Source organism: Citrobacter sp. 506 (genome assembly GCF_050434985.1).
Lineage (GTDB): Bacteria > Pseudomonadota > Gammaproteobacteria > Enterobacterales > Enterobacteriaceae > Citrobacter > Citrobacter braakii.
The window spans coordinates 37,884-51,319 of sequence record NZ_JBNDJN010000009.1; the positions used below are offsets into that span (position 1 = coordinate 37,884).

Sequence of the window (13,436 nt, forward strand, 5' to 3'; positions counted from 1 at the left end):
AGCGTAGCGCCATCCGCCAAAAAGCTGGGTATATATACAGAGTTCTGCTGGTGATTATATCAGCGAGGTCAGAGATGCCAACTGTGAAATTTCGATATGCGGCAGCAAACGGCTGTCTGCGGTTTGCATCAGGTCGGCATTTTCCGGTTTGATCCAGCAGGCCTGCATACCGCAACGGATGGCCCCCGCCACGTCTGTCGTCAGGTCATCGCCCACATGCAGAATCTCAGCCACGGGCATTTTCAGTTTATCTGCCGCCAGCGCGTACATGTCGCTGAATGGTTTTGATCGCCCGTCGGGACCGGCGCGCAGCACAAACTCAAAGTAATCGCCCAGGCCGAACAGTTCTGGCTGTGCGTTACCGTTGGTGATCGCCACCAGCGGCCATTTGCGGGCCAGCGCCTTCAGCGTGTCATGCGTCGCCTGCGGGACGTCAATGCGGCTACGCCATTTGGCGAAATTCATCATCGCCGCATTTGCCCCCATTCTGGCTTCTGCTTCTGACAATCCCGCCTCCAGCATAGCGCGCTCTACGGCGCGGTGACGCCATTGGGTAACGTCGTGGTAGATTTCCGGCTCAGCGTCGCGAACGGCCTGACGTAAGCGCTGTAGGTCGCTATTTTGCAGCGAATTCAACGCCGGATGGTAATTCTGTACAAACGCGAGCGCTTCCTGCTCGGTGCGTGTGATAACGGGACGGTTATCGTAAAGGGTGTCATCAAGGTCAAAGGTGAGCGCAGAAATGCGCCCCAGAGGCCGGTAAAAACGCATTATTTCCCCCGTTTGGCGCGTGGATGCGCCGCATCGTACACTGAAGCCAGGTGTTGAAAATCAAGATGGGTATAGATTTGGGTAGTGGAGAGATTAGCATGCCCCAATAACTCCTGTACCCCGCGCAGATCGCCGCTCGACTCCAGCATATGCGTCGCAAAAGAGTGGCGCAATTTGTGGGGATGTACGTGGCTGTTCAGCCCCTGTTTGATCCCCCATTCCGCAAAGCGTTTTTGCACATTACGCGCAGAAATGCGTTTGCCCAGTTTTGACAGGAATAACGCATCGTCATCGCAGCCAAATAGCCCCCGCAGGTCCAGCCAGTGCTCAATCCACGCCACTGCATTGCGGCCAATTGGCAGGCGACGTTCTTTACTGCCCTTCCCCATCACCCATACTTCGCCGGTGTCGAGATCGAGATGTTTAATATCCAGCCCAACCAGTTCAGACAAACGCAGCCCTGCGCCGTACATCACTTCTAACATTGCCCGGTCGCGCACGGCGAGGGGATCGTTGAGGTCGATATCCAGCAGACGGTTAACATCGTCGACATCGATATTTTTAGGTAGATGACGCGGTGCTTTCGGTGCGGAAACACTTTTTGCGGGATTGGCTTTCAGCTCGCCCTGATTAACCAGCCAGTCAAAGAAACTGCGCAATGCGGAGAGACGCAGCGCCAGGCTCGCCGGCCCCAGCCCTTTACGACGGCTGCGCACGGCAAAACTGCGTACCATCGAAGCGTCACATTGTTGCCAGCTTTGCAGACCGGTCTCTCCGGCTAACGCAATGATGGCATCAAGCTGACGCTGATAATTCAGCAATGTGATCGGGCTAAGCTGCCGCTCAACGCCCAGATAGCGTAAAAAGCGTGCCACATCCTGAGAAAGGGGTGAATCGGTCATACGCGTTCAATCCAGCGCTCCAGCAGCTCCGGCAACATCAGCGAGATTTCCTGTAGTAATTGCGTACCTTGCCCCTGCTGGTAATGATTAACGTCGCGACTGCTGAACAGCATCACGCCCAGGGATCCATCTTGCCCCAACATCGACATCGCCACCGAGCCTATTGCTTTCGCTTCGGGCATCATGACCAGAAGTTCCGGGCCATTGAGCGGTCCAAGATAGTGCAGTGACTGGCCCAGACGCTGAATACGCAGCGGTTCAAAAGCCTGACGGCTTAATGCCAGATGAGTGAATTTTGATGGCGCACCAAGTCGCCAGCGATCCGGGAACAGACGAACCGTCGCCCCAGCCAGCCCTAACTCACGCGCCCAGCGATGAAATCGCATCAGCATGTCGTCAAGACTGCTGGCCGATACCAGCCGTGCTTGCAGATTTAACAGACGATAGAACAGGCTTTCATTGGCGTTGGCTTGGTCCATCAACAACGCCATATTCTCTTCCAGCACGTTAATATGATTACGTGCCCGCGCCATATGCCATTCCACTAAAGAGACCGTGCCCCGCACCGGGTGCGGAACACGCATCGCTTCAACTGCCTGGGCATTACGGATAAAAAACTCAGGATTACGTTGCAGGTAATCGACGACCGCCCGGTCGTCCAGCTCCATGAGCGTTTCCTGTAGTTCTTCCCCTGGTTGCTTCATAAGTGAATAAATCCGTCGTAGACATGTGCCGCCGGGCCAGTCATATACAGCGGATGACCCGGACCTTTCCAGGCGATATCAAGTCGACCGCCCGGTAATTCCACCCTCACTTCTTCTGCCAGCAGGCCCTGCTGGATGCCAACCGCAACAGCGGCGCACGCACCGCTGCCGCAGGCCTGCGTTTCACCCGCGCCGCGCTCATAGACGCGCAGCCGGATATTCTCGCGCTTTACCACTTGCATAAATCCGATATTGGCGCGTTCAGGAAAGCGTTCGTGGCTTTCCAGAACCGGCCCCAACGTTTCTACCGTAGCCGTATCAACATCATCAACCTGAATTACGCAGTGCGGGTTCCCCATTGAAACCACGCCGCACAATACTGTCTGTTCAGCCACGCGCATAATATAGGTCTTCTCTGCTTTGTTGGCGCGAAACGGAACCTGCGCGGGTTCAAAATTGGGTTCACCCATATTCACCCGTACCAGCTCGTCGTCGGTTACGGTTAATACCATACGACCATTAGCGGTACTGACGCGAATATCACGCTTATTGGTCAGCCCTTTCAGGCGAACAAAGCGGGCAAAACAGCGGGCGCCATTGCCACACTGTGACACTTCACTACCGTCGGCATTAAAAATACGGTAGTGGAAATCCAGCTCCGGATCATACGGAGGTTCAACCACCAGCAGTTGATCAAATCCAACGCCGAGATGCCTGTCGGACAAGCGGCGGATCAGCTCTGGTGAGAAAAAGACATTCTGCGTTACCGCGTCGACGACCATAAAATCGTTGCCAAGGCCATGCATTTTAGAGAATTGCATCATTCACTCCGTTCACGCGGGTACAGAAATATACATCTATTCCTGCCGTCAGTAATTCACCTGAGAAGGCCCGTCACTAATCCCACGATCGTTTTTCTCTGGCGTGGTGGATTGTGATTGCGGCTGAACGCTCTTGGTCGGAGGCGGCGCGGTTTTATCTGCTGGCGGGAAATAGAGCGGGCCTTTTAGCCCACAGCCCGTCAGGCTGAACAGAGTAAAAATGACAGCGAGTGGGTTTAACACGTTTTTCATTATCGATTGCCTGTAAAGTTCATGCTTTCTGTTTTCTATCATCGCAGGAGAAGGCGTAAAAGCAAGAGTTAGCCTGTAATCTGCAACGCGTTTTGTTTCAGGTTATACTGCCGTCATCACGAAAAACAGGATAAGAAAATGAACGACAGTGAATTTCATCGCCTTGCTGACACCCTGTGGATGACCATTGAAGAGCGTCTGGATGACTGGGACGGCGGCAGCGATATCGATTGTGAGATCAACGGCGGCGTGCTGACCATCAGCTTCGAAAACGGCAGCAAAATTATTATTAACCGTCAGGAGCCGCTGCATCAGGTGTGGCTGGCGACCAAACAGGGCGGCTACCACTTTGACCTGAAAGGCGACGAGTGGATCTGCGATCGTAGCGGCGAAACGTTCTGGGATCTGCTAGAACAGGCGGCGACACAGCAGGCGGGTGAAGAGGTGAGCTTCCGTTAAGTTTTATTGCCGGATACGCTTCGCTTATCCGGCATCATGCTCACGAGAAATACTGCTGCAACAGCGGAGTGTCGTTTTCCTGACTGACGGGCGGCACGGCGCTAATCGGCTGGGTACGGAACGGGATCACCTGCGCGCGCCCGTCGGTTTTCACAATCTGATAGAACTGCGGCAGGTTAAAGTTGATGAAGCTGGAGCCGTAGGTAAAGCGATCGTGCGACGACGAGTAGAAACGGCTGACATCGCGTACCAGCTCCTCTTTGCTGCCTTCGCAGTGGTGATACACCTCAGCCCGATTACTCTCATCCAGAATGTAGATATTAAAGCCCTGCTCATCACCCGTTTCTTCGAAAAAGAACTGAATGATCCCTTCGCTGGCAAAACCGTCAACCACTGACGGGAGTTTCACATGATTGGTCTCAACCTGAACGGAAAGCCCGTGCAGTTTGTTATGTGAAATCGCGCCATAAAATTCAATCGCGTTTTCCAGCTTCTGTACCGAAACGTTCAGGCGCTCGAAGAACAGACCCCACGTCTGACCAGAAACGCGCAGCGCTTTGAAGCGTCCGGTTTCCTGACGGGTGCTGGAGAGGCGCAACTCGATGCACTCAGACACCAGTTGCTGCACGCGGGTGCGAATTAAACCGCGCAGATGCTGGCTATAGCAGAAAACCTCGACGCTATCCGGCGGCGCGGCATCCTGGTGCATTTTGCCGAGAATCGTTTTTAACGCTTCAATCATCGCCTGCTCACCGTTGAAGTGCAGCGTACGCACTTCGTTCCACGAGTTGCGGTACAGCAGGTCGACGCTACCCACCAGGCAATTTTGTTCTTCACCAAAGCTGAAGACGTCCAGCTTACGGAAATCAAAATGTACCACCTGATTGCGAAATGCTGCCGTCGGGTCATATTCAAGGTTAACGATAATCGCCAGGTGGCGAATCTCGCACGGGCTATAGAGCGCTTTCGGCGTTGGCGCTGGCAGTCGCAGCGGGAAGTGGTGCGACACGTCGGCGACCATTTCTTGCAGCTTCGGCAAATCAACAATGCCGTTGCCCTTAATAAATAAATGCGTACGCGAGGTCAGCAGGCCGTTGAACCAGGCCCACGCCACCAGTTTATTGAGGTAGCGGTTATATTCCAGCGGCTGATGGCTGATGATCGAGTCCATGTTAGGCGCGCGGTTATAGAGATACCAACCCGAACGGTTGGCACGGCCCGGCGGCACATGGATAAAGGTCAGATTCGGTTCCGAGAGATCCGGAGATATCTGCGGGTTCACCAGCGTTACTTTACCTGGTAATGCTTCAAACGCGGCATACAGCTTACGGGTCAGCACGCCGATATCCTGCGGGCTGGCGCTCACGCTGAGGTTATTTCGGCGGGCAAAACGGATCAGGTTACGATAGCTCTGCATCATCGCATCGAGCAGTTCGTTATGCGCTTCGCGTACCTGGTCAATCTTCCAGTTAGCGCGGTTATCCAGCATAGTCAGACGGGCGTCATCCCAGCCCCACTCTTTCACTAACTGACTTAATACTTCACGACGCCAGCCCACGCAGGCGCGCTCGCGGCTCAGTTTCTCACACACTTTTAAGTAGAAACATCGACGCACTAAATCCAGACGAGTCGGGTCTTCGATCGCCGTGAGGTACTCGGTAACGCGCTCCAGCATCATGCAGTAAGGGTCGAGACCAAAAGAGACGATCTCACCATCGTGCAGGCGCTGTTTAATATCTTTCGCCAACAGGCGTGGATTGGGGTATTCCCAGGAATAAGCTTCCAGCAGCAGCGTTTTCAATACCGCTTTGTACGGGGAGTCGATACTCTTGTACAGCTGCCAGAGGCTGGCGCCAAAGTACTCTTCGGCGGAGAGCGAACTGAGTCCGCCGAGATCCAGCCATTCGTTTGGCGTTAACACCCCCTGTGCGTAAAGCGTCATGACGTAATCGTCGTAATGCTCTTCTTCGTCGCCCGGCACCATATTCCACAGAATACGCTTACCCGCGAGACGCACAGCGGTGCGATAGAATTCATCAAGCAACAGGATATGCTGCGTCGAGCCACAGTCTTCACCACCCAAACTGCCGCTTTCATTGTGGCGGAAACGGTTTTCATCAATCAGGAAGAAGCTGACTTCCACGCCCAGCGAGGCGGCCCAGCTTTCCAGCAGGCTACATTTACGCTGCAGCAGTTGGCGCTCTTCGCTATCCAGCCAGGATTGATGGCAGACCCAAATATCAAGGTCAGAGGAACAGCTTTGCCCTACCGAAGAGGTGCTGCCCATTGAGTAAACGCCGGTGATAGGCAGTTCGCCCTTGGGAGGATCCTGCGGTGACATACCGCGGTACAGTTCCAGTTCGTTCAGGTAGTGGCGTTGGGTTTCATCAGGCGTGTAAAGGCATATGCCTTTGGGAACGTTACCATCAAGGTAACCCGGCATCAGCGGATGGTGGTAGTGCAATAATGTCGGCAGCAGACTGTATACCTGCTGGAAGGCAGGTCCCATGGCAGCAAGCGCGCGATCCACACGCAGTTGATTTATGGCATCCAGTCTCTGTTTCAGAGTCTCAATATAGAGGTACAAGACGTATCGCCTGATGTTGCTATCCGTCATGTTGTCGATTGCTGCGGCACAAGCGCTCACAATAATCGTCATCAATTCGGATAAACCGTATGTCAAAAATAACCGTTACCTGTTTTTTCGCCCATATTTTTTTATGCTGTACAGCCGAAAAAATGGTCTAAAACGTGATCAATTTAACACCTTGCTCATTGACCGTAAAGAAAGATGCGCTACATACAAGTGTAGCACCGTTCGTTACGTGTAAATTCCTTCATACGGTCGGGAGGTTTCTCGTCATTATTCACTGCCAGTGATGATGCAGCGCCTTTTCCTCTCACTCACGTTTGAGCGTAACGCTGACATCCCTTTGATAAGGATGTTAGGATGGTCAATGATTGATAATGACGGTAACAAGCATGTTAGACAATGTTTTGAGAATTGCCACACGCCAAAGCCCCCTTGCGCTCTGGCAGGCACATTATGTCAAAGACGCCTTAATGGCAAACCACCCCGGTCTGATCGTGGAACTGGTTCCGATGGTAACCCGTGGCGATGTGATCCTTGATACCCCGCTGGCGAAAGTCGGGGGGAAAGGGTTGTTTGTTAAAGAGCTGGAAGTCGCGCTGCTGGAAAAACGCGCCGATATCGCCGTGCATTCCATGAAGGATGTGCCGGTTGAGTTCCCTGACGGTCTTGGACTGGTCACCATTTGCGAGCGAGAGGATCCGCGTGATGCTTTCGTCTCAAATAAGTACAACACGCTGGATGAACTCCCGGCAGGCAGTATCGTCGGGACATCCAGTTTGCGTCGCCAGTGCCAGTTGGCAAAGCGTCGCCCGGATCTCGTCATCCGTTCGCTGCGCGGCAACGTAGGTACGCGTCTGAGCAAACTGGATAACGGCGATTATGACGCCATTATTCTGGCGGTCGCCGGATTAAAACGTTTAGGTCTTGAGTCGCGAGTCCGCACCGCTCTGCCGCCGGAAGTCTCCCTACCCGCTGTCGGGCAAGGCGCAGTTGGCATAGAATGTCGACTGGATGATATGCGCACTCAGGCGCTGTTAGCGCCGCTCAACCATGAAGAGACGGCGCTACGCGTCAAAGCCGAACGCGCCATGAATACCCGCCTGGAAGGGGGATGTCAGGTCCCTATCGGCAGTTATGCAGAACTCATTAACGGTGAGATTTGGCTGCGGGCGCTGGTCGGCGCGCCTGACGGTTCGCAGATGGTATGCGGAGAACGTCGCGGCGCTGCGCAGGATGCTGAACAGATGGGCATCTCTCTGGCTGAAGAGCTGCTGGAGAACGGCGCGCGCACCATTCTGGCTGAAGTTTACAACGGAGAAGCCCCCGCATGAGTATTCTGGTCACCCGCCCGTCTCCCGCAGGGGAAGAGTTAGTGAGCCGTCTGCGCACACTGGGGCAGGTGGCCTGGAGCTTTCCGCTCATCGAGTTTTCGCCCGGTCGGGAACTGGCAACGCTGGCTTCCCGACTGTCGGCGCTGGCGGAAAACGATCTGGTCTTCGCCCTCTCGCAGCACGCCGTCACCTTTGCAGATGCCGAGCTTCAGCAACAAGGGAAAAGCTGGCCCTCCCTTCCGCGTTATTTTGCCATTGGTCGCACAACGGCGCTGGCGCTGCATACCGTTAGCGGTTTCAATATTCACTACCCTCTGGATCGGGAAATTAGCGAAGTCTTGCTACAATTACCTGAATTACAAAATATTGCGGGAAAACGCGCGCTTATATTACGCGGCAATGGTGGCCGTGAGCTGATAGGTGAAACCCTGACAGCACGCGGAGCTGATGTCGATTTTTGTGAATGTTATCAACGCAGTGCAAAATATTACGATGGTGCAGAAGAAGCGATGCGCTGGCAATCTCGTGGTGTGACCACGGTGGTTGTCACCAGCGGAGAGATGCTACAACAGCTCTGGTCGGTCATTCCGCAGTGGTATCGTGAGCACTGGTTACTACGCTGTCGGCTGCTGGTCGTCAGTGAGCGTCTGGCGCACCTCGCCCGGGAACTGGGCTGGCAAGATATTAAGGTCGCTGATAACGCCGACAACGATGCGCTACTACGCGCATTACAATAACTCTCATAATGGGATGCCATAATGACGGAACAAGAAAAATCCTCCGCCGTGGTTGAAGAGACCAGGGAGGCCGTGGAAACCACGTCACAGCCAGTCAATACTGAAAAAAAGAGTAAGAACAGCACGGCGCTGATTCTGAGCGCTGTGGCGATTGCTATTGCGCTGGCTGCAGGCGTTGGGCTGTACGGTTGGGGGAAACAGCAGGCAACAACGCAGACAGCAACCAGCGATGCGCTGGCGAACCAGCTTACGGCGTTGCAAAAAGCGCAAGAAAGCCAAAAAGCTGAGCTGGAAGGCATTATTAAGCAGCAGGCAACGCAGTTGGATGAAGCCGCTCGCCAGCAGGCCGCGCTGGTCAAACAGCTTGACGAAGTCCAGCAAAAAGTCGCCACTATCTCCGGCAGCGATGCCGGGACATGGCTGCTGGCGCAGGCTGATTTTCTGGTGAAACTGGCCGGTCGCAAATTATGGAGCGATCAGGACGTTACTACCGCCGCGGCGCTGCTGAAAAGCGCTGACGCCAGTCTGGCGGATATGAATGACCCAAGCCTGATTACCGCCCGTCGCGCGATTACCGACGATATCGCGAGCCTCTCTGCGGTGACTCAGGTCGACTATGACGGCATTATCCTGAAAGTGAATCAGCTCTCTAACCAGATTGATAATCTGCGTCTGGCCGACAACGACACCGACGATTCGCCGATGGATTCCGACAGCAGCGAGCTTTCCAGCTCGATCAGCGAATGGCGCGTCAATCTGCAAAAAAGCTGGCAGAACTTCATGGACAGCTTTATCACCGTTCGCCGTCGCGATGAAACCGCCGTCCCGCTGCTGGCACCGAACCAGGACGTTTACTTACGTGAAAATATCCGTTCTCGCCTGTTAGTGGCCGCCCAGGCCGTGCCGCGTCATCAGGAGGAAACATATCGCCAGGCGCTGGAAAACGTCTCCACCTGGGTGCGCGCCTACTACGACACGGACGATGCAGCCACCAAAGCTTTCCTTGAAGAGGTAGACCAACTGAGCCAACAAAGCATCAGCATGGACGTACCGGAAACGCTGCAGAGCCAGGCGCTTCTCGACAAGCTCATGCAGACCCGCGTACGTAATTTACTGGCACAGCCTGCCACAGCGCCGGTTGCAGCAGCTCCTGCGCCTTCAGCTGAAACTCCGGCAACTGCGCCGCAAGGAGAATAATGATGCTTAAAGTATTATTGCTCTTTGTGCTGTTGATCGCCGGGATCGTTGTCGGTCCAATGATTGCCGGTCATCAGGGCTACGTACTGATCCAGACGGATAATTACAATATCGAAACCAGCGTGACGGGTCTGGTGATCATTCTGATCGTCGCAATGGTCGTCCTGTTTGCGATTGAATGGCTGCTGCGCCGAATTTTCCGCACTGGCGCGCATACCCGCGGATGGTTTGTCGGTCGGAAGCGTCGTCGCGCCCGTAAGCAGACGGAGCAGGCGCTGCTCAAGCTGGCAGAAGGCGATTATCAGCAGGTTGAAAAGCTGATGTCGAAAAACGCCGATCATGCAGAACAGCCGGTAGTGAATTACCTGCTGGCGGCAGAAGCGGCTCAACAGCGCGGTGACGAAGCACGTGCCAACCAACACCTTGAGCGTGCTACCGAACTGGCCGGAAATGATACGATCCCGGTAGAAATCACTCGTGTTCGCCTGCAGTTGGCGCGTAATGAAAATCACGCCGCGCGCCACAGCGTAGATAAACTGCTGGAAGTGACGCCACGTCATCCGGAAGTGCTACGTCTGGCTGAACAGGCCTACATTCGTACCGGTGCATGGAGTTCGTTACTGGATATCATTCCATCCATGGCAAAAGCGCACGTGGGTGATGACGAGCACCGCGCGATGCTGGAACAGCAGGCATGGGTTGGTCTGATGGATCAGGTTCGCGCCGATCAGGGCAGCGAGGGGCTACGTGCATGGTGGAAAAACCAGAACCGTAAAACCCGTCACCAGGTTGCCCTGCAGGTGGCAATGGCTGAACATCTGATTGAGTGTGACGATCACGATACGGCGCAGCAGGTCATCATTGATGGTCTTAAACGCCAGTATGACGACCGCCTGGTGCTGCCGATCCCGCGTCTGAAAACCAACAACCCGGAACAGATAGAAAAAGTGTTGCGCCAGCAGATTAAAGCCGTCGGCGATCGCCCATTACTGTGGAGCACGCTGGGCCAGTCGCTAATGAAGCACGGCGAATGGCAGGAAGCCACGTTCGCCTTCCGTGCCGCTCTCAAACAGCGTCCAGATGCCTATGACTACGCCTGGCTTGCTGACGCGTTGGACAGACTGCATCAGCCGGAAGAAGCCGCCACCATGCGTCGTGATGGCCTGATGTTGACGCTGCAGAACAACAATCCCCCACAGTAATTCCTTCTTGCCCGGTGACGCTTCGCTTACCGGGCCTACCGTTATTTCATATACACCAAATCATTCGAGATGCTTCGAGGCGACTTGAAGGATGAGGTGTATATGCATAAAAAAACGCCCGCTCTTTTGGAGCAGGCGTTAAACAGGTCTGTATGACAACATAAATGGGTGCTTCACTCAACGTTATGTCCATGGTGTTTGATGAGGCCAGAGCGACATCTGTCTGTGGACGATAAGCACCGTAAACGGCTCTGCATCATTCCTGAGTTTATGAGGCCAGATGGCGAACATAAGAGATGGAATGAGCATCTACCCGTATATTATTGCACAAGGCATGCCACGATTGCACTGCAAAAACAATGGAACCGGACTTTTTAAGACATCAGGAAATTCGGGGAAATAAAGGCTGAGAAGGGAAAATCAGAAAACAAAAAACCCCGCCGAAGCGGGGTTCAAAATTGGTCGGCGAGAGAGGATTCGAACCTCCGACCCACTGGTCCCAAACCAGTTGCGCTACCAAGCTGCGCTACTCGCCGTTTTACTGCTTTTTGAATTTTTAGTTCAATTCTTTAAGTCGTGGTGCGAGGGGGGGGACTCGAACCCCCACATCCTAAGGACACTAACACCTGAAGCTAGCGCGTCTACCAATTCCGCCACCTTCGCATTTCACAACTTTAAATTAATGGGGTGGCTAATGGGATTCGAACCCACGACAACTGGAATCACAATCCAGGGCTCTACCAACTGAGCTATAGCCACCACTGCAAATCTTTTACGCGGTATTAAAACCACCGCAGCTCCGGCACCATTACTAAATGGTGCGCCCGACAGGATTCGAACCTGAGACCTCTGCCTCCGGAGGGCAGCGCTCTATCCAGCTGAGCTACGGGCGCTTAGCGCCGTTGCGGGGCTGGATATTACGGAGGTCTCGGTCTGCTGTCTAGTGCTTTTTTAAAATAAATTATCGTTTGGTCATGGTTTGTGCGTTTTGTCGCTTATTCCTGCAATTTTTGGGCTGTGCCATGACGATTCAGGCCAAAAACCTTATAAATGAGCGTCACGGCCAGTAAGAAGATAATGCCAACAAACAGCGACATTCGGGTATCTTCATTAAAGTACATGCCGATTAATACGCAAATCAGGAACGCCATCGTCAAATAGTTCGCCCACGGGAACAGAATCGAGCGGAAGGGATGACTGGCGATCGCCGCTTTATGCGCCTGACGGAAACGTATCTGGCTTATCAGAATAACAAACCACGGCACCATCCCCGGCAGCACGCTGGCGCTATAGACATAAACGAACACACGCTGCGGGTTGGGAATGACGTAGTTCAGGCACGAACCAACCAGCAGGATCGCGATAGAAATAGCCACGCCGGCAACCGGCACGCCCTGGCGCGAAACTTTTCCAACAGCGGCAGGTAGCTGGCGATTCTTTGCCAGCGCGTAAAGCATACGCCCACAGCTGTACATCCCACTGTTACAGCCCGACAGCGCCGCCGTCAGGACCACAAAGTTAATAATCCCTGCCGCGGCGGTAATACCAATCTTGGCAAAGGTGAGAACAAACGGGCTACCGTTACTGCCAATCTCATTCCACGGGAAAATAGTGACGATAACAAAAATCGCACCGACGTAGAAAATCAGAATACGCCACAGCACTTTCCCTACTGCACTCCGCAGCGTGACCTGCGGATTCTTCGCTTCACCCGCAGTAATGCCGATCAGCTCCACGCCCTGGTAAGAAGCCACGACAATACACAATGCCGTCAGGAAGCCCTTCCAACCACCAGCAAAGAAGCCGCCGTGCTCAGTCAGGTTGCCAAAGCCGATCGCCTGACCGCCATTGCCAAAACCGAAGAAAATCACCCCTAATCCAATGACGATCATCACAATGATGGTGGTCACTTTAATCATGGCAAACCAGAACTCAATTTCACCATACAGGCGAACCGCGGCGAGATTTGCCAACGCAACCAGTCCGACAGCAATCAGTGCGGGTATCCATTGTGCCATTTCCGGGAACCAGAACTGGACGTACACCCCGATGGCGGTAATCTCTGATATCCCCACCGCCATCCACATAAACCAGTATGACCAGGCGGTGAGATAACCAAAGAAGGGGCTCATATATCGATGGGCGTAAACAGCAAATGAACCGGCAACCGGCTCGAGGAATAACATCTCCCCCATAGAACGCATAATGAAAAAGACGAACAGCCCGGCGACGATGTATGCCAGCAGAACTGAAGGTCCCGCCCATTTCAGGGTACTGGCGGCCCCCATAAATAGCCCGACGCCAATAGTCCCCCCAAGGGCAATTAATTCGATGTGACGAGCCTCCAGCCCACGCTGTAGCTCAGGTTTGTTCTCGGCCATAAATCCTCTTGTTGTGTTTGCATACTGTCCGGTATTACCGGTTCTCGTTATGGGTACATCTTGTTATGCCATAACAGGCCATACGG

General features: G+C 53.9%; 12 protein-coding genes and 4 tRNA genes. 5 read left to right on the forward strand and 11 right to left on the reverse strand.

The annotated features are described in order from the left end of the window. Positions 1-54 precede the first annotated feature (54 nt). Genes yigB through lptM form a run of 5 tightly spaced genes read right to left on the reverse strand, consistent with a single transcriptional unit; the run spans position 55 to position 3,450 of the window. Positions 55-771, reverse strand: a complete 717-nt coding sequence (gene yigB, locus ABIE10_RS22670) for a 5-amino-6-(5-phospho-D-ribitylamino)uracil phosphatase YigB (protein ID WP_016155129.1) — start codon at positions 769-771, stop codon at positions 55-57. Then, positions 771-1,673 carry a tyrosine recombinase XerC gene (gene xerC / locus ABIE10_RS22675; protein ID WP_049040600.1) on the reverse strand — a complete coding sequence of 301 codons (903 nt, stop codon included), beginning with the start codon at positions 1,671-1,673 and terminating at the stop codon, positions 771-773. The genes yigB and xerC overlap by 1 nt, the downstream gene beginning before the upstream one ends. Then, the gene (locus tag ABIE10_RS22680) at positions 1,670-2,377 is read right to left on the reverse strand and encodes a DUF484 domain-containing protein (protein ID WP_049281622.1); all 708 of its coding nucleotides are present in this window, start codon (positions 2,375-2,377) and stop codon (positions 1,670-1,672) included. The genes xerC and ABIE10_RS22680 overlap by 4 nt, the downstream gene beginning before the upstream one ends. Next, positions 2,374-3,198, reverse strand: coding sequence for a diaminopimelate epimerase (gene dapF / locus ABIE10_RS22685; protein ID WP_316147271.1), 825 nt, complete (start codon positions 3,196-3,198; stop codon positions 2,374-2,376). The genes ABIE10_RS22680 and dapF overlap by 4 nt, the downstream gene beginning before the upstream one ends. A 48-nt stretch (positions 3,199-3,246) precedes the next feature. Beyond that, positions 3,247-3,450: an LPS translocon maturation chaperone LptM gene (gene lptM, locus ABIE10_RS22690; protein WP_429157139.1), complete on the reverse strand. Its 204-nt coding sequence runs from the start codon at positions 3,448-3,450 to the stop codon at positions 3,247-3,249. A gap of 138 nt (positions 3,451-3,588) precedes the next feature. Between lptM and cyaY the strand changes: the two genes are divergently transcribed. Further along, positions 3,589-3,909, forward strand: coding sequence for an iron donor protein CyaY (cyaY, locus tag ABIE10_RS22695; RefSeq protein ID WP_181633065.1), 321 nt, complete (start codon positions 3,589-3,591; stop codon positions 3,907-3,909). Positions 3,910-3,949: 40 nt separating this feature from the next. On the opposite strand, the gene cyaA is transcribed toward cyaY, so the two are convergent. Further along, on the reverse strand, positions 3,950-6,496 hold the full coding sequence (gene cyaA, locus ABIE10_RS22700; RefSeq protein ID WP_019078435.1) for a class I adenylate cyclase: 2,547 nt from the start codon (positions 6,494-6,496) through the stop codon (positions 3,950-3,952). Positions 6,497-6,891: 395 nt separating this feature from the next. Here cyaA and hemC point away from each other — a divergent pair, with 395 nt between their 5' ends. From hemC to hemY, 4 genes are read left to right on the forward strand one after another with little or no spacing between them, the layout of a single operon-like run. Beyond that, positions 6,892-7,833, forward strand: a complete 942-nt coding sequence (gene hemC, locus ABIE10_RS22705; RefSeq protein ID WP_141876191.1) for a hydroxymethylbilane synthase — start codon at positions 6,892-6,894, stop codon at positions 7,831-7,833. Beyond that, positions 7,830-8,570, forward strand: coding sequence for a uroporphyrinogen-III synthase (hemD, locus tag ABIE10_RS22710; protein ID WP_429157143.1), 741 nt, complete (start codon positions 7,830-7,832; stop codon positions 8,568-8,570). Before hemC ends, hemD begins: the two co-directional genes overlap by 4 nt. Positions 8,571-8,591: 21 nt before the next feature. Next, entirely contained in the window at positions 8,592-9,767 is a 1,176-nt protein-coding gene (hemX, locus tag ABIE10_RS22715) for a uroporphyrinogen-III C-methyltransferase (RefSeq protein ID WP_019078439.1), read from the forward strand. Between the two features lie 2 nt (positions 9,768-9,769). Beyond that, positions 9,770-10,969: a protoheme IX biogenesis protein HemY gene (gene hemY / locus ABIE10_RS22720; protein WP_047499566.1), complete on the forward strand. Its 1,200-nt coding sequence runs from the start codon at positions 9,770-9,772 to the stop codon at positions 10,967-10,969. A 459-nt stretch (positions 10,970-11,428) separates the two neighbouring features. Here hemY and ABIE10_RS22725 read toward each other — a convergent pair. The 5 genes from ABIE10_RS22725 to thrP form a co-directional block, all read right to left on the reverse strand. Further along, a tRNA-Pro gene (locus ABIE10_RS22725) sits at positions 11,429-11,505 on the reverse strand. A gap of 41 nt (positions 11,506-11,546) precedes the next feature. Continuing rightward, a tRNA-Leu gene (locus ABIE10_RS22730) sits at positions 11,547-11,632 on the reverse strand. Between the two features lie 20 nt (positions 11,633-11,652). After that, positions 11,653-11,728: transfer RNA gene (locus ABIE10_RS22735), tRNA-His, on the reverse strand. 57 nt (positions 11,729-11,785) lie between these two features. After that, positions 11,786-11,862 (reverse strand) — tRNA-Arg (locus ABIE10_RS22740). A 102-nt stretch (positions 11,863-11,964) separates the two neighbouring features. Further along, positions 11,965-13,350: a bifunctional threonine/serine APC transporter ThrP gene (gene thrP / locus ABIE10_RS22745; protein WP_181626745.1), complete on the reverse strand. Its 1,386-nt coding sequence runs from the start codon at positions 13,348-13,350 to the stop codon at positions 11,965-11,967. Positions 13,351-13,436: the final 86 nt, after the last annotated feature.